The sequence below is a fragment of the Streptomyces iranensis genome (assembly GCF_017874715.1).
Classification (GTDB): Bacteria; Actinomycetota; Actinomycetes; order Streptomycetales; family Streptomycetaceae; genus Streptomyces; species Streptomyces iranensis.
The window spans coordinates 93983-119652 of sequence record NZ_JAGGLR010000022.1; the positions used below are offsets into that span (position 1 = coordinate 93983).

The 25670-nt window shown below is 74.4% G+C and carries 2 protein-coding genes (1 of these 2 cut by a window edge); both read left to right on the top strand.

The genetic code is table 11. The features are described 5' to 3' along the window. Positions 1 to 3276, top strand: partial view of a non-ribosomal peptide synthetase gene (locus J2Z30_RS34635; protein ID WP_052701243.1) — the 3' end only. Its footprint begins 13710 nt before the window's first position; the window shows 3276 of its 16986 coding nt (coding positions 13711–16986); its start codon lies beyond the left edge, outside the window; its stop codon occupies positions 3274 to 3276. Next, positions 3273 to 25658, top strand: coding sequence for a non-ribosomal peptide synthase/polyketide synthase (locus tag J2Z30_RS34640; protein WP_052701242.1), 22386 nt, complete (start codon positions 3273 to 3275; stop codon positions 25656 to 25658). The genes J2Z30_RS34635 and J2Z30_RS34640 overlap by 4 nt, the downstream gene beginning before the upstream one ends. Positions 25659 to 25670 lie beyond the last annotated feature (12 nt).

Here is a 25670-nt window from a genome sequence, read left to right on the forward strand (position 1 = left end):
CTGTTCGACGCGGAGACCGTCGAGGGCTTCGTACGACGGCTCATCCGGCTGCTGCGCAGCGCGGTCCAGGAACCGGACCGCGGCTTGGACGCGCTCGCGATCATGGACGAGGACGAGCGCCGCCGCATGCTGGTCGACTGGAACGACACTGCGCGCCCCGCCCCCGCCGGCACCCTGGTCAGCCGCTTCGAGGAGCAGGTGGCCCGCACCCCGGCGGCCCCCGCGCTGCTCGGCGGCGACCGCACGCTGGACTATGCCACGCTCGACCAGGAGGCCAACCGGCTCGCCCGGCTGCTGGTGGAGCGCGGCGTCGGCCCCGAGACGCTGGTGGCGCTCGCGATTCCGGCGTCGGTCGAGCAGCTGGTCGCGGTGTTCGCGGTGCTCAAGGCGGGCGCGGGTTATGTGCCGCTCGATCCGCGCCACCCCGTCGAGCGCGTCCGGTTCATGCTCGACGACGCCCGGCCCACGCTGCTGCTCTGCACCGGGCAAGGCGCCTCCCAGCTGCCTGCGGACGATGCCCGGCCCCGGCTGTACCTCGACGCGCCCGCTACCCGGGCGGAGCTCGCGGCGCGCCCCGGCCATGCCCTCGACGACGCTGAGCGGCGCCGTCCGCCGCACCGGAACAACGTCGCGTACGTCATCTACACCTCGGGCTCGACCGGTCGCCCCAAGGGCGTGGCCGTGGCCCACGCCTCCGTCCTGCAATACCTGGACTGGGCCCTGGACATCTATCCGGCGCTGCGCGGCACCGCGCTGCTGCACTCGCCGATCTCCTTCGACCTGACGGTGACCGCGCTGTTCGGGCCGCTGCTCTCCGGTGGCCGCCTGCACGTGGCCGGGATGGAGGAGGACCGGCGGACCATCGAGGCGCTTGACGCCGCCCCGCTGTCGTTCCTGAAGGTGACGCCCACCCATCTGCGGCTGCTCGACGCCCTGCCGCCGGAATTCTCCCCCGCCGACGACCTGGTGATCGGCGGCGAGGCGCTGACCGACGCCGCACTCGCCAACTGGCGCGCCCGCAACCCGCGCGCCACCGTGCACAACGAGTACGGCCCCACCGAGACCACGGTCGGCTGCAGCGTCCACCGGATCGCGCCGGGTGACGAGGTGCGCCCCGGCGTCGTGACCCTTGGCGGCCCCGCGTGGAACACCCGGATGTATGTGCTGGACTCGCGGCTGCAGCCGGTTCCGGTGGGCGTCCCCGGCGAGCTGTACATCGCGGGCGGGCTGCTGGCCCGCGGCTATCTGCACCGGGCGCCGCTGACGGCCGAGCGGTTCGTCGCCGACCCGTTCGGCACCCCGGGCGAGCGGATGTATCGCACCGGCGACCTGGTGCGCTGGCTCCCCGACGGCCGGCAGGAGTTCGTCGGCCGGGTCGACAACCAGGTCAAGGTGCGCGGCTACCGCATCGAGACCGACGAGATCGAGCGCACCCTGCGGGACCACCCCGAGGTGGACGAGGCCGTGGTGACGGTGCGCGAGGACCGCCCCGGGGATCCGCAACTGGTGGCCTATGTGGTGCCCGCGCTGGACGGCTCCCGGGAGGAGAGCGGCTCAGCCGAGGAGCAGATCGACCAGTGGCAGCAGGTGTACGACCTGATGTACGGCGTGGAGCGGCCGGAGGAGTTCGGTGAGGACTTCAGCGGCTGGGCCAGCAGCTACACCGGTGAGGACATCCCGATCGAGGAGATGCGGGAGTGGCGGGACGCCACCGTGGAGCGGATCCGGGCCCTGCGGCCGCGCCGGGTGCTGGAGATCGGCGTCGGCAGCGGTCTGCTGCTGGCCAAGCTCGCCGGTGACTGCGAGGCGTACTGGGGCGTCGACTTCTCCGCCGAGGCCATCGGCGTACTGCGCCGACAGGTCGCCGCCCGGCCCGAGCTGGCCGAGCGGGTGCGGCTGCGGGTGGGCGCCGCGCATGAGCTGGACGGGCTGCCCACGGGCTTCTTCGACACCGTGGTCATCAACTCCGTCGCCCAGTACTTCCCCAATGCGGTGTATCTGACAGACCTGTTGGAGTCGCTGTCCGGCCTCGTCGTGCCCGGCGGGGCGGTCTTCCTCGGGGACCAGCGCAACCTGCGTACCCAGCGTGCCTTCCAGACCGCGATCCGGCTGCGGCAGCACTCGGAGCACCAGGATCAGGCCGCGGTGTCCCGGGCGGTCGAGCAGGCGATCATGATGGAGAAGGAACTCCTGGTCGATCCCGAGTACTTCGCCGCCGTCGCCCGCGACATTCCCGCGTACACGGCCGTGGACGTACGGGTCAAGCGCGGTGCGGGCGGCAACGAGCTGACCCGCCACCGCTTCGATGTGGTGCTGCGTACCGGTCCGGTGGACGCGCACGGCCTCGGCGACATCAACCGGCTGCGCCACGGCGTGGACCTCACCGGCCTGGCCGGTCTCGAACACCATCTGGCCGAGCACGGCGGCGAGCCGGTCCGGGTCACCGGCATCCCCGACGCCCGGCTGGCCGGGGAGCAGGCAGCCCTGCACGCCCTCACCGAAGGGCGTCCGCTGGAGGAGATCGCGGCGGCCCTGGACCGCCCCGAGGAGCCGGGCGTCGACCCCGAGGCGCTGTACGCCCTGGCCGACCGCCTCGGGCTGGCGGTCCAGGTCACCTATGCCTCCGGCGCCCCGGGCCGGCTCGACGCCGTCTTCGGCGCCGAGGGACCCGCCCTGACCGATGTGTACCTCCCCGCCACCCGTCTGGAGCCCGGCGCACACGTCAACAACCCCCTCGGCTCACGCCGGCTGGGCACCCTCGTGGCCGACCTGCGCGCCCACGCCGAGCAGCAGCTGCCCGAGTACATGGTGCCCGCCGCGTTCGTCCCGCTCGACGAGCTGCCCATGACGGTGAACGGCAAGCTCGACCGCCGGGCGCTGCCCGCGCCGGAGTTCAGCGTCAGTTCCACTTCACGGGCGCCGCGCACCGAGCAGGAGGCCCTGGTCTGCGCGGTGATGGCCGAGGTCCTGGCCCTGCCCACGGTCGGCGTCGACGACAGCTTCTTCGACCTGGGCGGAGACAGCATCATCTCGATCCAGCTCGTCAGCCGTCTGCGGGCCGCCGGTGTGGTCCTCACGGCCCGTGATGTGTTCCGGCACAAGACGGCAGCGGCCATGGCGGCCGTCGCCGACACACCCACCGACACCACACCGGCGGGGGCCCAGGCGCCGAGCGTGCCACCGCCGCCCGACGACGGGACGATCGACCGGTCCCTGGTGTCGCTCTCGGATGACGAACTCTCACTCCTCGAATCTGACTGGAGGTTGCCGGAATGAGCACATCGGCAGTCGAAGCGATCCTGCCGCTCACCCCGCTGCAGGAGGGGCTGCTCTTCCACAGCCTGTACGACGACCGCAGCGTGGACCTGTACACCTCGCAGCTGAGCGTCGAGCTGGAGGGCAGGCTGGACGCCGACGCCCTCCGGGCGGCCGCGGCCACCGTGCTGCGCCGCCACGCCAACCTCCGGACGTCCTTCCAGCACCGCAGCTCCGCCCAGCCCGTGCAGCTGGTGATCCGCGAGGTGCCGGTCCCCTGGACCGAGCACGACCTCAGCGGGCTGCCCGACGAGGAGCGCGCGGCCGAGGTGGCGCGGCTGACGGAGGAGGACCGCTCCCGCCGGTTCGACCTCGCACGCCCGCCGCTGCTGCGGTTCACCCTGATCCGGCTGGGTGCCGAGCGCTGCCGGCTGCTCTTCACCCACCACCACATCCTGCTGGACGGCTGGTCCATCCCGCTGCTGCTGAGCGAGTTGTTCGCGCTGTACGCGCGGGGCGGCACCAATGACAGCAAACTGCCGCCGATCCCGCCGTTCCGCGACTTCCTCGTCTGGCTGGCCGGGCAGGACCGGCCCGCGGCCGAACAGGCGTGGGCCGAGGCGCTCGACGGCCTCGCCGAGCCGATGGTGGTGCGGCCGGTGGCGCCGGACCGCATGGCGGTGCTGCCCGAGCGGGCCACCCTCGACCTGAGCCGTTCGCTGACCACCGCGCTCACCGCGCTGGCCCGGCGCCACTCGCTCACCCTCAACACGGTCGTCCAGGGCGTGTGGGCGCTGCTGTTGAGCCAGCTCACCGGGCGCCGTGACGTGGTCTTCGGCACCACCGTGTCCGGCCGCCCGCCGGAGCTGCCGGGTGTGGAGAACATGGTCGGCCTGTTCCTCAACACCCTGCCGGTGCGGGTGCGCATCGATCCCGGCGAGTCCTTCCTGGACATGCTGGTACGGGTCCAGGCCGAGCAGACGGAGCTGCTGCCGCACCAGCACCTGGGGCTCGCCGCGATCCAGCGGCTGGCGGGCGGGGCCGAGCTGTTCGACACCATGACGGTGTTCGAGAGCTTCCCCGTCGACCACAACGCCGAGAGCCTGCCCGGCACCGGGCTGCGCGTCCTGGAGTCCGAGGGCACCGACTACAGCCACTATCCGATCGCGCTCATGGTGCTGCCCGGGGAGCGGCTGCACCTGCGGCTGAGCTACCAGCCCGACCTGTTCGGCGCCGAGGAGACCGCGGCCCTGCTGGACCGGGCGCGGCGGCTGCTGGAAACCCTCGTGGCCGAGCCGGAGCAGCTGGTCGGGCGCCTCGACCTGCTGGACGCGGCCGAGCGGCAGCGGCTGCTGGTGCGGTTCAACGACACCCGCCGACCCGTCGAACCGGCCACCCTCGCCCAGCTCTTCGAGGCCCAGGCCGCCCGCGCCCCGGAGGCCGTCGCCGTCGAGTACGAGTCGACCACCCTCACCTACGGGGAGCTGGACGCGCGGGCCAATCAGCTGGCCCGCCAGCTGGCCGCCCGCGGTATCGGGCCGGAACGGGTCGTGGCCCTGGCGCTGCCGCGCGGTATCGAGTTCGTGCTGTCGGTGCTCGCGGTGGCCAAGGCCGGGGCCGCGTACCTGCCGGTGGACCTGCGCTACCCACGCGAGCGCATCGCCTTCCTCCTGGACGACGCGCGGCCCGCGGCGGTGCTCACCACCACCGGCGCCGCCCGGACGCTGCCCGCCACCGGCGCCGCCGAGGTGCTGCCGCTGGACGACCCGCGGCTGGGCGCCGCGCTGGCGGACACCCCGCGCACCCCGCTGACCGGCCGGGAGCGCACGGCACCGCCGCACCCGCTGCACCCCGCCTACGTCATCTACACCTCCGGCTCCACCGGGCGCCCCAAGGGCGTCGTGGTGAGCCATCTGGGTCTGGCCAACGCCGTCGCGGTACAGCGCCGTAAGCACCGGGTGGGGCCGGGCGACCGGGTACTGCAGTTCGTCTCCCCGAGCTTCGACGCCTCGTTCTGGGAGCTGTCCAAGGCCCTCTTCACCGGCGCCACCCTGGTGTGCGCGCCCGAGGAGCGCCTCACGCCGGGCCCCGACCTGGCCACGCTGCTCGACGAGCGGCGGATCACCCATCTGATGATCCCGCCGTCGCCGCTGTCGATGATGCCGGCCGGCAGCCTCGGCACGGTGCGCGGGCTGATGGTGGGCGGCGAGGCGTGCTCGGCCGAACTGGTCTCCGACTGGGCCCCCGGGCGCCACATGGTCAACGCGTACGGGCCGACCGAGGCCACGGTCGCCGCCACCATGACCGACGGGCTCACCCCCGCCGGCGCCGCGCCATCCATCGGTACCCCGCTGGACAACACGCGTGCCTATGTGCTGGACCAGGCGCTGCGGCCGGTGCCGGTGGGCGGGGTGGGCGAGCTGTATCTGAGCGGGGTGGGGCTCGCCCGGGGCTATCTGGGGCGGGCGGCGCTGACCGCGGAGCGGTTCGTCGCCGACCCGTTCGGCGCGCCCGGGGAGCGCATGTACCGCACCGGCGACCTGGTGGCCTGGACCGACGCCGGGGAGCTGACCTTCGCCGGGCGGGCCGACGACCAGGTCAAGATCCGTGGCTTCCGCATCGAGACCGGTGAGATCGAGTCCGCCCTGCACGGCCACGCCGCGGTGCGGCAGGCGGTCGTCACCGTCCGCGAGGACCGCCCCGGCGACCGCCGCCTGGTGGCGTACGTGGTGCTGGAGGGGGCCGGCGCGGACGAGGTGCGCGAGCATGTCGCGGAGCGGCTGCCCGGCTACATGGTGCCCGCCGCCCTCGTCGTACTCGACGAGCTTCCGCTGACCCGCAACGGCAAGGTGGCCAAGGCCGCACTGCCGGCACCGGCGGCGCAGGGCGCCCGGCGCGCGCCCTCGACGCCGGAGCAGGAGATCGTCTGCGGTCTGTACGCCGATGTCCTCGGCGCACCCGAGGTCGGTGTCGACGACGACTTCTTCCAGCTGGGCGGTCATTCGCTGCTCGCGATCCGGCTGGCCGGGCGGATCCGCTCGGCCTTCGGGGTGGACGTGCCGATCCGCGTCATCTTCGAGGCACCCTCGGTCGAGGCGCTGACCGCCCGGATCATAGCCGCGCTGCCGCGGGATGACACGGCGTCCGCGGCCGGGGCCCGCACGGTGGAGGTCTCCCGCGCGGACCGCCGTCTGTGGTTCATCAACCGCTTCGAGGAACACCGGGCCGCCACCCACAACGTGCCGTTCGCCGTGCGGCTGACCGGCGACCTCGACCAGGAGGCGCTGCGCGGCGCGCTGCACGATGTGCTGGCCCGGCACGAGGCGCTGCGTACGGTCTTCCCCGAGCGTGACGGCGAGCCGAGCGGTGCGGTGCTGCCGCCGTCGAGCGTGCGCGTACCGCTCACGGTGGCCGACTTCGACGAGGCGGCGGTGACCGCCGAGGCGGCCGGCGGATTCGACCTGGCCACCCGGCTGCCGGTGCGGTTCGCACTGTTCCGCGTCAGCGGCGGCGAAGCCGTCCTGGTGACGGTGGTGCACCGGATCGCGGGCGACGACTGGGCGGGCGGACGGCTGCTGCGCGACCTGGCGGCCGCCTACCGGGCGCGGGCCGGCGGCGAACCGCTGCGCTGGGAGGCGGAGCCGGAACCGGACCGGGCCCGGGAGGAGCGGGCCCTCGAGTGGTGGGCCGGACACCTGGCGGGCGCGCCCGAGGAGCTGCCGCTGGCCACCGACCGGCCGCGCCCGGCCGTGGACGCCCAGCCCTCGCACGGTGTGCCCATCCGGCTGGGCGGCGCGGCACGGGAGCGCCTCACCGCGCTGGCCGAGCGGGCCGGCACCGACCTGGAGACGGTGCTGCGCGCCGCGTTCGCCCTGGTGCTCGGCGGCCTCGGGGCCGGCCATGACGTGCCCGTCGCCACCCTGTCCCACCCCGCCGGGGAGACCGGCCCCGCGGCCTTCGGGGCGCATCTGTCCGTCCTGCGCGTCGACACCTCCGGTGATCCGACGGTGGCCGACCTGATCGCCCGCGTCGGCCGGGCGGCCGCCGAGGCCCGGCGCCACCCGGTCCCGTTCGAGCGGCTGTTGCGCCGTCTGGAGCCGGACCTGATCGCCTCGCGCCATCCACTGGCGCAGGTCGCCCTGACCGTACGGAGCGGTGGGGGCACCGCGCGGTGGCCCGGTCTGGTGGTGCGTCCGGACGACGCGGCCCTGGGCGTGGAGAAGTTCGACCTGGCGGTGGTCCTGGCCGACGCGTCCGGTGGCCCGGAGCTCACCGGACGGCTGCACTACCGCTCGTCGCTGTTCGACGCGGAGTCCGTGGCGGGGCTGTGGGAGCGCCTGACGTCGGTGCTCTCCCAGCTCGCCAACGCGCCCGGCGGGCGGCTGTCGCGGCTGCGGCTGCTGACCGGGGCCGAGCACGCGCGGCTGCTGACCGAGTGGAACGACACCGCCGTCGAGGTACCCGCCCTGGCGGACACCGTGCAGCACCGATTCGCCGAACAGGCCGCGCGGGTGCCCGATGAGCCGGCCCTGCTGTGGCAGGGCGGGCAGCTGACGTACCAGGAGCTGGACGCGGCCGCCAACCGGCTGGCCCATCTGCTGTGCGCCTCGGGCGTGACGGCGGGCTCCCGGGTGGCCGTGCTGCAGCGCCGCTCGCCGGATCTCGTCGTGTCGCTGCTGGCCGTGCTCAAGGCCGGCGGGACCTACGTACCGCTGGACGCACGGGCACCGCTGGCGCGCAAGGCCCTCATCGTCGCCGAAACGGACGCCGCGGTGGTGCTGACCGACACCGCGTCGGCGTCCGACGCGCCCCCGGCCGGCGGTCCGGTCATCGTCGTGGACGACGAGCCCCGGCTGGCCGAACAGCCGGCCGAGGACCCGGGAGCCGGGGGCCATCCGCAGCAGCTCGCGTACATCATGTACACCTCCGGCTCCACCGGTCGGGCCAAGGGCGTGGCAGTCACCCACCGTGACCTGCTGGCGTTCGCGCTCGACCGGTGCTTCGCCGGGGATGCCCACGGCAGGGTGCTACTGCACGCCCCGCACGCCTTCGACGCTTCCAACTACGAACTGTGGATGCCGCTGCTGAGGGGCCGTCAGGTGGTGCTCGCACCGCCGGAGGACCTGGACGTGGCGTCCCTCGGGCGGCTCCTGAGCGAGTACCGGGTGACGGCGCTGCATCTGACGGCAGGGCTGTTCCGGCTGGTGGTGGACGAGGACCTGGAGTGCCTGGCGCCGGTGCGCGAACTGCTCGCGGGTGGCGACGTGGTGCCCGCCGCCTCGGTCGCCCGGCTGCTGGACCGCTTCCCCGGCATGGTGTTCAAGGACACCTACGGTCCGACCGAGACCACCAGCTTCGCCACCTTCCACCGGATGGACGCCGCCACCCCGCCCGCCGGCACCGTGCCGATCGGCGGCCCGATGGACAACATGCGCGTCTACGTGCTGGACGGCATGCTGCGACCGGTGCCGACCGGGGTCACCGGCGAGCTGTACATCGCCGGTGAGGGGCTCGCGCGCGGCTACTGGGGCCGGCCGGGGCTGACCGCCGCCTCGTTCGTGGCCGACCCGTTCGGCCCGCCGGGCACCCGCATGTACCGGGTCGGCGACCTGGTGCGGTGGACACCGGAGGGCGGACTGCTGTTCGCGGGTCGCGCCGACGACCAGGTCAAGATCCGCGGGTTCCGCATCGAGCTGGGCGAGGTGGAGGCGGCCGTCTCCCGGCTGCCGCGGGTGGCCCAGGCCGCGGTGGTCGCACGCCGCGCCGCCGACGGCCCGCAGCGGCTCATCGCCTACCTCGTGCCCGCCGACGGCGCGGCCCTCGACGCCGAGGCGGTGCGCCGTCGGCTGGCCGACGAGCTGCCGGACTACATGGTGCCCTCCGCCGTGGTCACCCTGGACCGGCTTCCGCTCACCGCCAATGGGAAGGTCGACCGCGCGGCGCTGCCCGCGCCCGAGGTCACCGTCTCCGGCCGGGCCGCCCGCACCCCGCGCGAGGAGCAGCTGCTGGGCCTGTTCGTCGACCTCCTGGGGCGGCCGGACGTCGGCGTCGACGACAGCTTCTTCGCCCTCGGCGGCGACTCGCTGCTCGCCACCCGCCTGGTCAGCCGGGTCCGGGCCGCCTTCGGCGTGGAGCTGCCCATCCGGGCGGTGTTCGACGCGCCGACGGCCGAGGCGCTCGCCGCCCGGCTGGACGACGCCCGCGCCGGGCGCAGCGCGCTGCGGGCCATGGCGCGGCCGGAGCACATCCCGCTGTCGTTCGCCCAGCGGCGGCTGTGGTTCATCAACCGGTTCGACGGCCAGAGCGCCACGTACAACATGCCGATCTCGATCCGGCTGCGGGGCCCGCTCGACAAGGCCGCGCTCACGGACGCGCTCGGCGACCTCGTCGGCCGGCACGAGAGCCTGCGGACGGTCTACCCCGAGCGGGACGGCGTGCCCTACCAGCGGATCCTGTCCGCGGACGAGGCGCGGCCCGACCTGGCGGTGGTGGCGGCCGACCCCGGGGACGTGGACGAGCGGCTGGAGGCCGAGGTCCGCCGCGGTATCGACCTGACGGCCGAGGTGCCGCTGCGGGTGTCGCTGTTCCGCCTGGCGGAGCAGGACCACGTCCTGCTGTTCGTGCTGCACCACATCGCCGGTGACGGCTGGTCGATGCGGCCGCTGGCGACCGACCTGGCCACCGCCTACGCCGCGCGCTGCGACGGGCGGGCGCCGCGGTGGGAGCCGCTGCCGGTGCAGAACGCCGACTACGCGCTGTGGCAGCAGCAGGTGCTGGGCGACGAGGACGACCCGGACAGCGTCTTCTCCGGGCAGCTGCGCTACTGGCAGGAGCAGCTCGCCGCGCTCCCGCAGGAGCTGGCGCTCCCGGTGGACCGTCCGCGCCCGGCGGTCGCGAGCCACCGCGGCATGCCCGTGTACTACCGGCTGGACGCGGAGCTGCACCGGAAGCTGCTGGCGCTCTCCCAGGAGACGGGCGCGAGCCTGTACATGGTGTTGCAGGCCGGGCTCGCCTCGATGCTGCACCGGGTCGGTGCGGGCACCGACATCCCGATCGGCAGCGTGATCGCCAACCGCACCGACGAGGCGCTCGACGACATGGTCGGATTCCTCACCAACATGCTGGTGCTGCGCACCGACACCTCCGGACGCCCGACGTTCCGTCAGCTGGTGGACCGGGTGCGGGAGACCGACCTGAGTGCCTACGGCAACCAGGACGTGCCGTTCGAGCGGCTGGTGGAGGCCGTCAACCCGCCTCGTTCGCTGGCCCGGCACCCGCTGTTCCAGGTGCTGCTGAACCTGCAGAACCTGCCGGACTACGCCAGTGAGATGCGGGGCCTGGAGGTGAGCTCGTACGTGGTCAACCTCGGCGCGGCCCGGTTCGACCTGGCCTTCGGCTTCTCCGAGGAATACGACGCCGATGGCGGCCCCGCCGGGCTCCAGGGCGACATCCAGTACAGCGTCGACCTGTTCGACCAGGCCACCGCGGAGGACTTCGCCGCATACCTGGCCCGGGTGCTGCGGTCCGCCGCGGACGACCCGGACCGGCCCGTCGACCGCCTGGCGATGCTGCCCGCCGAGCGGCGCGACCGGCTGGTGTCGGGGTACGCGGCGGGCCGCGCCATGGAGGTGCCCGCGGCGACCCTGCCGGAGCTGTTCACCGCCCAGGCGGCGCGCACCCCGGACGCGCCCGCGGTGGTGCGTGGCCCGCTCACGCTGACGTACGCGGAACTGGCGGCCGCCGCGGGCGGGCTCGCCCGCCACCTGATGGCGGCCGGCGCGGGACCCGGCACGCTGGTCGCGGTCGCGCTGCCCAGGACACCGCGGCTGGTCACCGCCCTGCTCGGCGTGGTGACTTCCGGTGCCGCGTATCTGCCGATCGATCCCGGCAACCCGGCCGACCGCATCGCCTTCGTGCTCGGCGACGCGGCGCCCGCGGTGGTGCTCACCGACACCGCCACCGCGGCGCGGCTTCCGGAGTGCGCCGCGCCCGTGGTCCTACTGGACGCGCCGGAGACGGCGGCGGCACTGGAGCGTTGCGAAGGCGGGCCGGTGACCGACGCGGAGCGCGGCCGCCCGTTGTCCATGCGGGACGCGGCGTACGTCATCTACACCTCCGGCTCCACCGGGCGGCCCAAGGGCGTGGTGGTCGAGCACCGCTCACTCACCGACTACCTGGCGCACACCACCGCCGAATACGCATCGGCGCGCGGGGTCGCGCTGGTGCACTCGCCCGCCTCGTTCGACCTGACCGTCACCGGCCTGTACACACCGCTGCTGGTCGGCGGCCGCGTCAACCTCGCCTCGCTCAGCGAACCGGTGCCGCAGGAGGAGGCCGGGCTCGCCGCGGCGCCCGTCACGTTCCTCAAGGCCACCCCGAGCCATCTGCCGCTGCTCACCGCGCTGCCCGACGGCTACTCGCCCTCCGGCGACCTGCTGCTCGGCGGCGAGCCGCTGCTCGGCTCCAGCCTGCGCGAATGGCGCGAGCGGCACCCGGACGTGACGGTGCGCAATGTGTACGGGCCGACCGAGGCCACCGTGAACTGCGCCGAGTACCGCCTCGCCCCCGGGGCACCGCTGCCGGACGGGCCGGTGCCCATCGGGCGGCCGCAGGCCAACGCCCGGCTGTATGTGCTGGACGCGGGGCTCGAACCGGTGTCCGAAGGCGTGACCGGGGAGCTGTATCTGGCCGGTGAGGGGCTGGCGCGCGGCTATCTGCACGCGCCGGCGCCGACCGCGGAGCGGTTCGTCGCCGACCCGTACGGACCGCCCGGCGCCCGGATGTACCGCAGCGGCGACCTGGCCAAGTGGAACCGGGCCGGGGAGCTGGTGTACGTGGGCCGCGGCGACGACCAGGTCAAACTGCGGGGCTTCCGGATCGAGCTGGGCGAGATCGAGGCGGCGCTCGCCGCGCATCCGGCCGTCGCCGGCGCGACGGTGATCGTGCGCGAGGACCGGCCGGGCGACCAGCGCCTGGTGGCCTATCTCGTCCCGGCACCCGGCGCCGCGCCCTGCGCCCCCGCCGACCTCGCGGGGCACGTGGCCGGACGGCTGCCGGAGTACATGGTGCCGCAGGCGTATCTGACGATGGACGAGCTGCCGCTGACCGCGCACGGCAAGGTGGACCGCGCCGCACTCCCCGCTCCGGCGGCGGACCGGCGGGACGGGCCGGGCGCGGCCGGCGCGCGCACCCCGCGGGAAGAGGTGCTGTGCCACCTGTTCGCGGACATGCTCGGAGTGCCGGACGTCGGCGTGCACGACAACTTCTTCGACCTGGGCGGGCATTCGCTGCTCGCCACCCGGCTGGTCAGCAGGATCCGCTCGGCCTTCGGTCTTGAGCTGCCGATCCGCGCCGTCTTCGAGGCGCCCACGGTGGCCCGGCTGACCGCGTACCTCACCAATGCCGGGGCGGGCCGCCGCGCGCTCGCGCCGATGCCGCGCCCGGACGACATCCCGCTGTCGTTCGCCCAGCGGCGGCTGTGGTTCCTCAACCGCTTCGACGGCGCGGCCGACTCCGCGTACAACCTGCCGATCGCCCTGCGGATGACCGGTGCCCTGGACCGGGACGCGCTCACCGCGGCGCTGGGCGACCTGGTGGCGCGGCACGAGGTGTTCCGCACCGTCTTCCCCGAGTCCGCCGGAACCCCCGTGCAGCGGGTGCTTTCCGCGGACCGGGCCGCACCGCGGCCGGAGGTCACCGAGACCACCGAGGAGCACCTGGCCGGGCTGCTGGCGGCCGAGATGCGCCGCGGCTTCGACCTGACCACCGAGCCCCCGCTCCGGGCCCGGGTGTTCGCGCCGGCCGCGGAGACCCATGTGCTCACCCTGACCATGCACCACATCGCCGCCGACGGCTGGTCGCTCGCCCCGCTCATGGCCGACCTGGCGACCGCCTACCGGGCGCGGGCCACCGGCCACCAGCCCGGCTGGCAGCCGCTGCCCGTGCAGTACGCCGACTACGCGCTGTGGCAGCGCGCGGTGCTCGGCGACGAGGCCGAGCCGGACAGCCCCATCGCCCGGCAGCTGCGCTACTGGGAGGAGACGCTGGCCGGGCTGCCCGACGAGCTGTCCCTGCCCACCGACCGCCCCCGCCCGGCCGTGGCGAGCTACCGGGGCGCCAACGTCCCGGTGGAGATCCCCGCCGCACTGCACCAGCGGATCGGCGAGCTGGCCCGGTCCCGCCAGGCGAGCGTCTACATGGTTCTGCAGGCGGGCCTGGCGGCCCTGCTCTCGCGCCTGGGCTGCGGCACGGACATCCCGATCGGCAGCCTGATCGCCGGGCGCACCGACGAGGCCCTCGAGGACCTGGTCGGATTCTTCGTCAACACCCTGGTGCTGCGCACCGACACCTCCGGAGAGCCGACCTTCGCCGAGCTGCTGGACCGGGTGCGCGCGACCGACCTGGCCGCCTACGCCCACCAGGACCTTCCGTTCGAGCGCCTGGTGGAGGCGGTCAACCCGGGCCGTTCGATGGCCCGCCACCCGCTGTTCCAGGTGGCGCTCAACCTGCAGAACGCCGCGCGGGCCGACTGGAGCCTGGGCCTGCCGGGGCTGACGGTCGAGCCGGAGGGCTTCACGCTGGAGACGGAGAAGTTCGACCTGTCCCTCACCTTCACGGAGCACCACGCCGCGGACGGCACACCGGCCGGTATCACCGGCACGGTGGGCTACGCCGTAGACCTCTTCGAGGGCGAGCGGGTGGCCGGTCTTGCGGCCCGTCTGGTGCGGCTGCTGTCCGCGGCCACCGCCGCGCCCGACGAGGCGGTCGGGGAGCTGGAGCTGCTCGACCCCGAAGAGCGGTCGGCGCTGCGTACGGCGGGCACCGGGCCGCGGCGCACGGTCCCCGCCGACGGCGTCGACGCGCTGCTCGCCCGCCGCGCCGCGGCCACCCCCGGCGCCCTCGCGGTGCGCGGCCCCGACGGGTCGCTGACGTACGGCGAACTGGACGCCGCCGTGACCCGGCTGGCCCGGCGCCTGGTCGGCCGCGGCGCGGCGCCCGGCCGCCTGATCGCAGTGGCCCTGCCGCGCGGCACCGGCCTGCTGGTGGCGCTGCTGGCGGTACTGCGCTCGGGCGCGGGGTATCTGCCGCTGGACCCCGCACACCCCGCGGAGCGGCTGGCCGCCACCCTCGCCGACGCGCGTCCGCTGCTCGCCCTCGCCACCCGCGCCACCGCCGCGGCCCTGCCCGAGGGAGCGGACCTGGAGCTGCTGGACGACGCCGAGCCGCACCGCACCCCGGATTCGCCGGGGCGGCCGTGGACCGACGACGAGCGGGCCGCGCCGGTGCATCCGGAACACCCCGCGTACGTCATCCACACCTCGGGTTCGACCGGACGGCCCAAGGGCGTCGTGGTGCCGCGGCGCGCGCTGGCCAACTTCCTCGCCGACATGGCCGAGCGGTTCCCGCTGGAGGCCGCCGACCGGCTGCTGGCCGTCACCACGGTGGCGTTCGACATCGCCGCGCTGGAGCTGTACCTCCCGCTGGTGAGCGGAGCCGCGGTGGTCATCGCCGACCGCGACACGGTGCGCGACCCGGCGGCGCTGCTGAGGCTGGCCGACGAGGCGGGCGCGACCGTACTGCAGGGCACGCCGTCCCTGTGGCAGGCGCTGGTCGCCCATGACCCCAACGCGCCGCGGGGCCTGCGCGCCCTGGCCGGCGGTGAGGCGCTGCCGCGCGAACTGGCGGACCGGATCACCGGGGCCGGCGCGGAGCTGACCAACCTGTACGGGCCGACGGAGACCACCATCTGGTCCACGACCGCGGCGCTCGGTGCCCGGCCGGGCACCCCGGCCATCGGCGCCCCGATCGCCAACACCACCGTCCACGTCCTGGACGGGCGGCTGCGGCCGGTCCCGGCCGGGGTCGCGGGCGAGCTGTACATCGGCGGCTCGGGTCTGGCACACGGCTATCTGGGGCGGCCCGGCCTGTCGGCCGAACGCTTCGTGGCCGACCCGTACGGCCCTGCGGGCACCCGGATGTACCGCACCGGGGACCTCGCCCGGTGGGGCTCCGACGGGTGTCTCGAGTACCTGGGCCGGGTCGACCACCAGGTGAAGCTGCGCGGGTTCCGCATCGAACCCGGGGAGATCGAAGCGGCGCTGACCCGCCATCGGGATGTCGCCCAGGCGGCGGTGCTGCTGCGCGAGGACAGACCGGGCGACCAGCGGCTCGTCGGATACGTCGTACCGGCGCCCGGCCGGGCGGCCGACGCCGCGGAGCTGCGCGCGCATCTCGCGGCGTCCTTGCCCGAGTACATGGTCCCGTCGGCGCTCGTCGCGCTCGACGCGCTGCCCATGACGCCCAACGGCAAGCTCGACCGGCGTGCCCTGCCGGAACCGGCGGCCACGGCCCAGAGCGCCCAGGGCGGCGCCCCGCGCTCCCCGCGCGAGGAGATCATGTGCGGACTCTTCGCCCAGATTCTCGGTATGGACGCCTTCCCGGTCCATGACAGCTTCTTCGAGTCCGGTGGCCATTCGCTGCTGGCGACGCGGCTGATGAGCCGGGTGCGCACGGTCTTCGGCGTCGAACTGCCGATCCGCGCCCTGTTCGAGCACCCCACCGCGGCCGGGCTGGTCGGCCGGCTCGACGGTGCCGACCGGGCCCGCCCCGCGCTGCGCCCGCAGCCCCGCCCGGAGGTGCTGCCGCTGTCGTTCGCCCAGCGCCGGATGTGGCTGCTGCACCGTCTGGAGGGACCGAGCCCGACGTACAACATGCCGTTCGTGGTGCGGCTCTCCGGCGACCTGGACCGGGACGCGCTGCGGACCGCGCTGGACGACGTCCTCGACCGGCACGAAAGCCTGCGCACCTTCTTCCCCGAGGTCGACGGCGTGCCCAGTCAGCAGATCCTGACCGGCGCCGACGCCCGGGTGGAGATCGCCTCGCGCCAGGTGACCCCCTCCGAGGCGGAGGCCGCGACGGCCGAGGCGGTCCGGGTCCGGTTCGACCTCACCGCCGACCTGCCGGTGGCGGCGACCCTGCTCTCCCTGTCGCCCACCGAGCACGTCTTCGTCCTGGTCGTCCACCACATCGCGGGCGACGGCTGGTCGATCGGCCCGCTGGCCGGGGACGTGGCGCGGGCGTACGCGGCCCGCTGCACCGGGCGGGCGCCCGACTGGGAGCCGCTGCCGGTGAGTTACGCGGACTACGCGCTGTGGCAGCGGGAGCTGCTGGGCGAGGAGTCCGATCCGGACAGCCTGTTCGCGGCGCAGGTCCGCCACTGGGAGCGGGCCCTGGCTGACCTGCCCGACCAGCTGAACCTGCCCACCGACCGGCCGCGCCGGGCGGTGGCCAGCTTCGAGGGCGGACGGCTGGACATCCGGCTGCCGGGGCGGCTGCACACCGCGATCCGGGCGCTGGCACGGCAGCAGGGCGCGAGCACGTTCATGGTGATGCAGGCCGCGGTGGCGGCGCTGCTGGGCAAGCTCGGCGCGGGTACGGACATCCCGCTGGGCAGCCCCATCGCGGGCCGCACCGACGAGGCGCTGGACAAGCTGGTCGGCTTCTTCGTCAACACCCTGGTGCTGCGCAACGACATCAGCGGCAACCCCTCGTTCGCCGACCTGGTCGGCCGCGCCCGGGAGACGGCGCTGGCCGCGTACGCCCACCAGGACGTGCCGTTCGACCACCTGGTGGAGGTGTTGCGGCCGGACCGCTCCGCGGCACACCAGCCGCTGTTCCAGGTGATGCTGGCCCTGCAGAACGCCACGGCGGCCGCGGACCTGGAGCTGCCCGGACTCACCGTCACCGCCGCGGACGGCTTCACCGGCGTCTCCCGCTTCGACCTGTTCTTCAGCTTCGCCGAGCAGTTCGACGACGACGGCTCGCCGGAGGGCATGGCCGGGTTCGTCGAGTACAGCACCGACCTGTTCGACGCCGGTACGGTCGCCGGGCTGCTGGCGCGTCTCGAGCGGCTGCTGACCGCCGTGACCGCGGATCCCGAGCGTCCGGTCTCCTCCGTCGACCTGCTGGGTGAGGAGGAGCGGGAGACCGTGCTGCGGCGGTGGAACGACACCGCCACGAACGCCGCGCCGGACAGCGTGACCGAGCGGTTCGCCGCCCAGGTGGCGCGCACGCCGGACGCGGTGGCCGTCGCCGCGGGCGAGCGGCGGCTGACCTACCGGGAGCTGGACGAGGCGTCCGACCGGCTCGCGCGGCGCCTGGTCGCACTCGGGGTCGCCCCCGAGGGCCGGGTCGCCCTGTTCCAGGAGCGCTCGCCCGGCCTCGTGGTGTCGATCCTCGCGGTGCTCAAGGCCGGTGCCGCGTATGTGCCGATCGATCCGCGCTACCCGGCCTCCCGGCGCGGCCACATCATGGCGGACAGTCAGGTCTCGGTGCTGCTCACCGACCTGGCCTCGCCCGCGCTGGAGTGCGCGCACGGCGCCACCGTCCTCGTGGTGGACGCCCCGGCTGGGACCGACGGGCCGGACGCGCCACTCCCGGCGGCCGTGCACCCCGAGCAACTGGTCTACGTGATGTACACCTCCGGTTCGACCGGGGTGCCGAAGGGCGTGGCGGTCACACATGCCGACGTCACGGCGCTCGCGGCGGACCGGGCGTTCGCCTCGGGCGCGCACCACCGGGTGCTGCTGCACTCGCCGCAGGCGTTCGACGCCGCCACGTACGAGCTGTGGGTGCCGCTGCTGAACGGCGGCCGGGTGGTGCTGGCCCCGCCGGGCGACCTGGACCTTCCGACGCTGGAGCGGGTCGTCGCCGAACACTCGGTCACCGGGCTGTGGATGACCGCCGGGCTGTTCCGGCTCACCGCGGAGGAGGCCCCGTCGTGCTTCGCGGGCGTGGCCGAGGTGTGGACCGGCGGCGACGTGGTGCCCGCGGAGGCGGTGCGGCGGGTCATGACGGCCTGCCCGGGGACCGTGGTCGTGGACGGCTACGGCCCGACCGAGACCACCACCTTCGCCACGCGCTTCCGGGTGCCGGACCCCGACCGCGTCCCCGCCCAGATCCCCATCGGGCGGCCGCTGGACAACATGCGCGTCCACGTTCTGGACGACGGGCTGTGCCCGGTCCCGCCAGGTGTGCCGGGGGAGCTCTACATCGCGGGCGCCGGACTGGCACGCGGCTATCTGGGACGGCCGGAGCTGACGGCCGAGCGGTTCGTGGCCGATCCGTACGGCCCGGCGGGCGGCCGGATGTACCGGACGGGCGACCTGGTGCGGTGGAACGCCGAGGGCGCGGTGGAGTTCCTCAGCCGCGCCGACGACCAGGTCAAGATCCGCGGCTTCCGGATCGAGCCGGGCGAGATCGAAGCCGCTCTCGCCGGCCACCCGGACGTCGCCCAGGCGGCCGTCGTGGTGCGCGAGGACCGCCCCGGCGACCACCAGCTGGTGGCGTACGTGGTGCCGGGCGCGGACGACGCACAGGCGAAGAACGGCTCAGCCGAGGAGCAGATCGACCAGTGGCAGCAGCTGTACGCGCAGATGTACGGCGTGGAGCGGCCGGAGGAGTTCGGTGAGGACTTCAGCGGCTGGGCGAGCAGCTACACCGGTGAGGACATCCCGATCGAGGAGATGCGGGAGTGGCGGGACGCCACCGTGGAGCGGATCCGGGCCCTGCGGCCGCGCCGGGTGCTGGAGATCGGCGTCGGCAGCGGTCTGCTGCTGGCCAAGCTCGCCGGTGACTGCGAGGCGTACTGGGGCCTGGACTTCTCGGCCGAGGCGATCGCCGTGCTGCGCGAGCAGGTGGCGGCCCGGCCGGAACTCGCCGGGCGCATCGAGCTGAAGCTGCGTGCCGCGCATGAGCTGGACGGGCTGCCCACGGGCTTCTTCGACACCGTGGTCATCAACTCCGTCGCCCAGTACTTCCCCAATGCGGCGTATCTGACAGACCTGTTGGAGTCGTTGTCCGGCCTCGTCGTGCCCGGCGGGGCGGTCTTCCTCGGGGACCAGCGCAACCTGCGTACCCAGCGTGCCTTCCAGACCGCGATCCGGCTGCGGCAGCACTCGGAGCACCAGGACCAGGCCGCGGTGTCCCGGGCGGTCGAGCAGGCGATCATGATGGAGAAGGAACTCCTGGTCGATCCCGAGTACTTCGCCGCCGTCGCCCGCGACATTCCCGCGTACACGGCCGTGGACGTACGGGTCAAGCGCGGTCACGGTGACAACGAGCTGACCCGCCACCGCTTCGATGTGGTGCTGCGTACCGGTCCGGTGGACGTACACGGCCTCGGCGACATCAACCGGCTGCGCCACGGCGTGGACCTCACCGGCCTGGCCGGCCTCGAACACCATCTGGCCGAGCACGGCGGCGAGCCGGTCCGGGTCACCGGCATCCCCGACGCCCGGCTGGCCGGGGAGCAGGCAGCCCTGCACGCCCTCACCGAGGGACGCCAGGCCGCCGAAGCCCTGGAGGCCCTCAGCCATCCCGACGAGCCGGGGATCGATCCGGAAGCACTTCATGCCCTGGCCGACCGCCTCGGGCTGCCGGTCCAGGTCACCTACGCCTCCGGCGCCCCGGGCCGGCTCGACGCCGTCTTCGGCGCCGAGGGGTCCGCCCTGACCGATGTGTACCTGCCCGCCACCCGTCTGGAGCCCGGCGCACACGTCAACAACCCCCTCGGCTCACGCAGGCTGGGCACCCTCGTGGCCGACCTGCGCGCCCACGCCGAGCAGCGGCTGCCCGCCTACATGGTGCCCGCCGCGTTCGTCCCGCTCGACGAGCTGCCGACGACCGTCAACGGCAAGCTCGACCGGCGCGCCCTGCCCAAGCCCGACTTCTCCGGAGCGGCCACCTCGAGGGCGCCGCGCACCGAGCGGGAGGCGCGGCTGTGCGCGGTGATGGCCGAGGTTCTGGCCCTGCCCACGGTCGGCGTCGACGACAGCTTCTTCGACCTGGGCGGAGACAGCATCATGTCGATCCAGCTGGTCAGCCGCGCCCGGCGGGCCGGGCTGCTGATCAGCACGCGCGATGTGTTCCAGCACCCGACCGTCTCGGAACTGGCCGCCGTGGTCCGCCTCGCGGACGACGCCGCGCCGGAGGGGGCCGACGAGCCGGACACCGGCGAGGTGCCGCTGCTGCCCATCGTGCACTGGCTGCGTGAGCGGGGCGGCCCCATCGAGGGCTTCCACCAGTCGCGGATCGTCCCCCTGCCCGCGGGCGCCACCGCGGAGCCGCTGCTGCGGGCCCTGCGGGCGCTGCTTGACCACCATGCCGCGCTGCGCATGCGGCTGCGGCGGAACGAGGAGCGGTGGCGCCTGGAGATCCCGCCGGTCCCGGCCGTCCGTGCGGAAGAGCTGCTGCGCCGCGTGGACGTGGCGGGACTGGACGAGGCGGCGCTCGACGCCGCGGTCACCGAACATCGCGAGGCGGCGGCGGCCCGGCTGGCCCCGGACGACGGCGTGATGATGCGGGCCGTGTGGTTCGACGCGGGCCCGGAACACGGTGGGCACCTGCTGCTCCTGGTGCACCATCTGGCCGTGGACGGAGTGTCCTGGCGGGTGTTGGTGCCCGACCTGGTCGAGGCGTACGAGGCGGCCGCGCGGGGCCGGGAGATCGCCCTCCAGCCGGTCGGCACCTCGCTGCGCGGCTGGGCCACCCGGCTGCACCGGCTGGCGGCCGGGCGCCGTGCCGAAACCGGGTTCTGGGAGGCGGTGGTGGGCGCTCCGGAGCCGCCGCTGGGCCGCCGCCCGCTCGACCCGGCCCGCGATACCGTCGCCTCGACCCGGTTCACCCACGTCCGGCTGCCCGTGGAGCTGAGCACCACGTTGCTGACGGACGCACCGCGCGCCATCCACGGCGGGGTGGACGACATCCTGCTCACCGCGCTGTCGCTGGCTCTGACCCGGTGGCGCGCCGCGCGCCGCGGCGACGCCCGCGACGACGTCCTGGTGGCGGTGGAGAGCCACGGCAGGCACGACATCGTGGACGGTGTCGACCTCACGCGGACCGTCGGCTGGTTCACCGCGATGTACCCGGTGCGGATCGACCTGTCGGGTCTCGGTCCCGAGCGGGTGGGTGGTCCGGCCGCCGAACGGGCCGCGAAGGCGGTGAAGGAGCAGCTGCGCCGGATCCCCGACCACGGGATCGGCTACGGGCTGCTGCGCTACCTCGACCCGGAGTCCGCCGCCCGCCTCGCGGGCGGCGCCGAACCGCAGGTCGCGTTCAACTACTTCGGCCGGTTCGCGACGCCCGGCGACCCGCTGCCGCCGACCGCCGCCGAGCCGGTGTACGAGACCGGCCGCTATGACGGCGACACCGACGGGCAGCGGCCGTTCGGCCATGCCCTGGAGATCAACGCGCGCGCGGACGACACGGCCGACGGACCGTCCCTGAGCTGCATGTGGACCTGGCCGGACGAGTTGTTCACCGACGAGGAGGTCCACGAGCTGTGCGCGGGCTGGGTCGAGGCGCTCCAGGCGCTGGCCGACCTGCCGCGCCGGCCGGGCGCCGGCGGGCGCACCCCCTCCGATCTGCCGCTCGTCCAGCTCACACAGCGCCAGATCGAGCGGCTCGAGGCCGATCTGCCGGGCCTGGCGGACGTGTTGCCGCTCACCCCGCTGCAGGAGGGGCTGCTCTTCCACGCCCGCTATGACGAGACCGGCCACGACCCGTACACCGTCCAGTTCCTGTGGGCGCTGGACGGCCACGTGGACCGGGACGCGCTGCGGGCGGCGGTGCGCACCCTGCTGCGCCGCCACCCCAACCTGCGGGTGGCCTTCCGCCAGGACGACCTGGACCGCCCGGTGCAGGTGGTGGTCGACGACCTGCCGCTGCCCTGGTACGAGCACGATCTGCGGACCTTCAGCGGCGAGGAGCTCGACCGCGAGGTGGAGGGCGTCGTCGCGGAGGACCGTGCGCGCCGCTTCGATCCGGGCCGGCCACCGCTGATCCGCTTCACCCTGATCCGGGTGGCCGAGAACGCGTACCGCTTCCTGTTCACCAACCACCACATCCTGCTCGACGGCTGGTCCATGCCGATCCTCCTGGGCGAACTGGCCGCCCTGTACGGGGCGGCGGGCGACGACCGGGCTCTGCCCGTCCCGGCCGACTACCGCGGGTACCTCACCTGGCTCGCCCGGCAGGGCCGGGACGAGGCCGAGGACGCCTGGCGCGAGGCGCTGGCCGGGCTGCAGGAGCCGCTGCTGCTCGCGCCGCGGACCGGTGCCCAGGTACCGGCCGCGCCGGAGCGCCGGGTCGTGGAGGTGGACGAGGAGCTGAGCGCGGCGCTGGCCGAGGTGGCGCGCCGCCACGGGCTGACCCTCAACACGGTGGTGCAGGGCGCCTGGGCCACCCTGCTGGGCAGGCTCACCGGCCGGGACGACGTGGTGTTCGGCGCCACCGTCTCCGGGCGGCCCCCGGAGGTGCCGGGCATCGAGACGATGGTCGGGCTGTTCATCAACACGCTGCCGGTCCGGGTCCGCCTGGACCAGTCGGAGCCCCTGTCGGCGCTGCTGGAGCGGATCCAGCGGCAGCAGTCGGCGCTGATGGCCTATCCGTACCTGCGCCTGTCCGACGTGCAGCGGCTGGCGGGCCTGGGCGAACTCTTCGATTCGGCCACGGTGTTCGAGAACTACCCAGCCCCGCCGCCGGGCCTGGCCGCCGAGCCGGGCGAGGTGGACGTCAGCGGAGACGAGACGCGCGAGGCCACCCACTATCCGCTGGCCCTGTGCGCGTCCATGCGCGGGGCAACGCTGCGGCTGCGCGTCGACCACCGGCCCGATGTGGTCGACGCGCCGACCGCGGCAGGGCTCGTGGACCAGTTGACGCGCTGGCTGCGGGCGCTGGCCACCGACCCGGACCAGCCGGCCGGTGGGATCGACCTGCTCGGCCCGGGTCAGCGCGACCAGGTGCTGCGGCGGTTCAACGACACCGCCCGCGCGGTCCCGTCACCGCGCTGGTCCGAGCTGGTCGCCGAGCAGGCCCGGCGCGCCCCGCGGCGCACCGCCGTGACCTGCGGGGACGAGCGGCTGAGCTATGCGGAGCTGGACCGGCGCGCGAACCAGCTCGCCCGGCTGCTGGCCGAACGGGGCGCCGGGAAGGGCTCGCTGGTCGGTCTGGTGCTGGAGCGCACGCCCGACACGGCGGTGGCCGTGCTCGCCGTCGCCCGGTCGGGCGCGGCGTATCTGCCGGTCGACCCGCGCTATCCGGCCGAGCGGTGCGCGTTCATCCTGGACGACGCGCGCCCGGCGCTGATGATCGCGACCACGGACACGGTGCGCCTGCTGGAGGAAGCCGGCGGTAACCGGCCGACGCTCGTCCTGGACGACCCCGCGGTACGTGCCGCGTGGGCGGCCCACAGCGACGCGCCCCCGGCCCCGGCCGGGCCCGCCTCACCCGACGAGGCCGCGTACGTCATCTACACCTCGGGCACGACCGGGCGGCCCAAGGGCGTCGTGGTCACCCACCGGGGCATCGGCAACCTGGCGGCGGCGCAGACCGAGCGGTTCGCCATCCAGTCGGACAGCGGTGTGCTGCAGTTCGCCTCGCCCAGCTTCGACGCGGCGGTCTCGGAGATCGTCACCGCCCTGACGGCGGGCGCCACCTTGGTGCTGGCCCCGGCGGCCGAGCTGATACCGGGTCCCGCGCTGGCCGAGGTGGTCGCCCGGCACGGCGTCACCCACGCCACCGTCCCGCCCACCGCGCTGGCCGCGGTGGCGCCCGACGGGCTGCCCGGACTGCGCACCCTGGTGGTCGCGGGCGAGCCCTGCCCGTCCCATCTGGTGGAGCAGTGGGCGCCGCGGCTGCGCATGGTCAACGCGTACGGGCCGACCGAGCTGACCGTGTGCGCCACGATGAGCGAACCGCTCACCGCGGGTGCCGCGGTCCCCATCGGCCGGCCCATCGCCAACACCTCCGCCTATGTGCTGGACGCGCGGCTGCGGCCGGTGCCGCCCGGGGTGGCCGGTGAGCTCTACGTCAGCGGGCCCGGCCTGGCGCGCGGCTACCTCAACCGGAGCGCGCTGACGGCGGAGCGGTTCGTCGCCGACCCGTTCGGCACGCCCGGGGGACGCATGTACCGCACCGGCGACCTGGTCCGCTGGACCCACGACGGGCAGCTCACCTTCGTCGGCCGGGCCGACGAGCAGCTGAAGGTACGTGGCTTCCGGATCGAGCCCGGCGAGATCGAGTCGGTGCTCCTCAGCCACCCGGACGTGGCGCAGGCCGCCGTCGTGCTGCGGGAGTCCGGCCCGGCCGGACGCCGCCTCACGGCGTATGTGGTGCCGCACGACGGGGGCCGACTCGACCCGATGGTGCTGCGCAAACACCTCGCGGGCCAGGTGCCCGACTACATGGTGCCCGCGGCGTTCGTCGCCCTGGACACCCTGCCGGTCACCCCGAACGGCAAGCTGGACCGGCCGGCCCTGCCCGCGCCGGACACCGCGGGCAGCACCGGCGGCGGCGCACCGAGGACACCGCGGGAGGAGATCCTGTGCGGGCTGTTCGCCGAGGCGCTGGGGGTCCGCCGGATCGGGGTCGAGGACAACTTCTTCGACCTCGGCGGCGATTCACTGACCGCGGCCGGGCTGGTCAGCAGGGTGAACCTGGCCTTCGGCACCGCGGTGAGCATCGCCGCGCTGTTCGACGGCCCCACCGTCGAGGGCCTCGCCGAGCGGCTGACCGCCGGTGACGAGGGTGACCCGCTGGACGTGGTGCTGCCGCTGCGGGGCACCGGCGACGCCGAGCCGGTGTTCTGCCTGCCGCCCGCGGGCGGGCTGAGCTGGACGTACACGGGGCTGCTGCGCCACGTCGACCCCGAGCACCCGGTGTACGCGCTCCAGGCGCGCGGCCTGGCCCGCGACGAACCGCTGCCGGAGTCGGTGGCGGCAATGGCCGAGGACTACCTGGAGCAGATCCGGGCCATCCAGCCGCACGGCCCGTACCATCTGCTGGGCTGGTCGCTCGGCGGTGTCCTGGGACATCTGATCGCCACCCGGCTGCAGGCCGCCGGGGAACACGTCGCGACGCTGGCCATTCTCGACGCCTACCCCGTGGTCAACACCCAGGAGGCGGTCGAGGAGCGTCCCGAGGACGTTCTGCGGCAACTGCTGGCCTACCTCGGCCACGATCCGGCGGAGCTGGGCGACGGCCCGCTGGACCACGCGCGGGCCCGCGCCCTGCTCGACGACGGCGACAGCGCCATCGCCGGGCTGGAGGAACGCCACATCGAAGCCCTGGCGCGGGTGGGCAGCAACATCTCCCGCATCACCGCGGATTTCCGCCTGGACACCTTCCGCGGCGAGGTGCTGGTCTTCCACGCCGCGCACGGCAAGGAGGGCTCGGCCTACACACCGCGGTTGTGGGACCCGTACGTCGACGGGCGCGTGGTCCGGCACGACGTGGCCTGCGCCCACAACGACATCACCAAGGCCGCCGCCTGGGCCGTGATCGGCCCGGTGCTCGCCCGGTCCCTGCGCGACGCGCGCACCACCCCGAACCCGTCCGACCGTTGACGGACCTCTCCA

Excerpts from the sequence above, each read along its gene's own strand:
- J2Z30_RS34640 (WP_052701242.1), top strand. The coding sequence starts at position 3,273 with ATGAGCACATCGGCAGTCGAAGCGATCCTGCCGCTCACCCCGCTGCAG.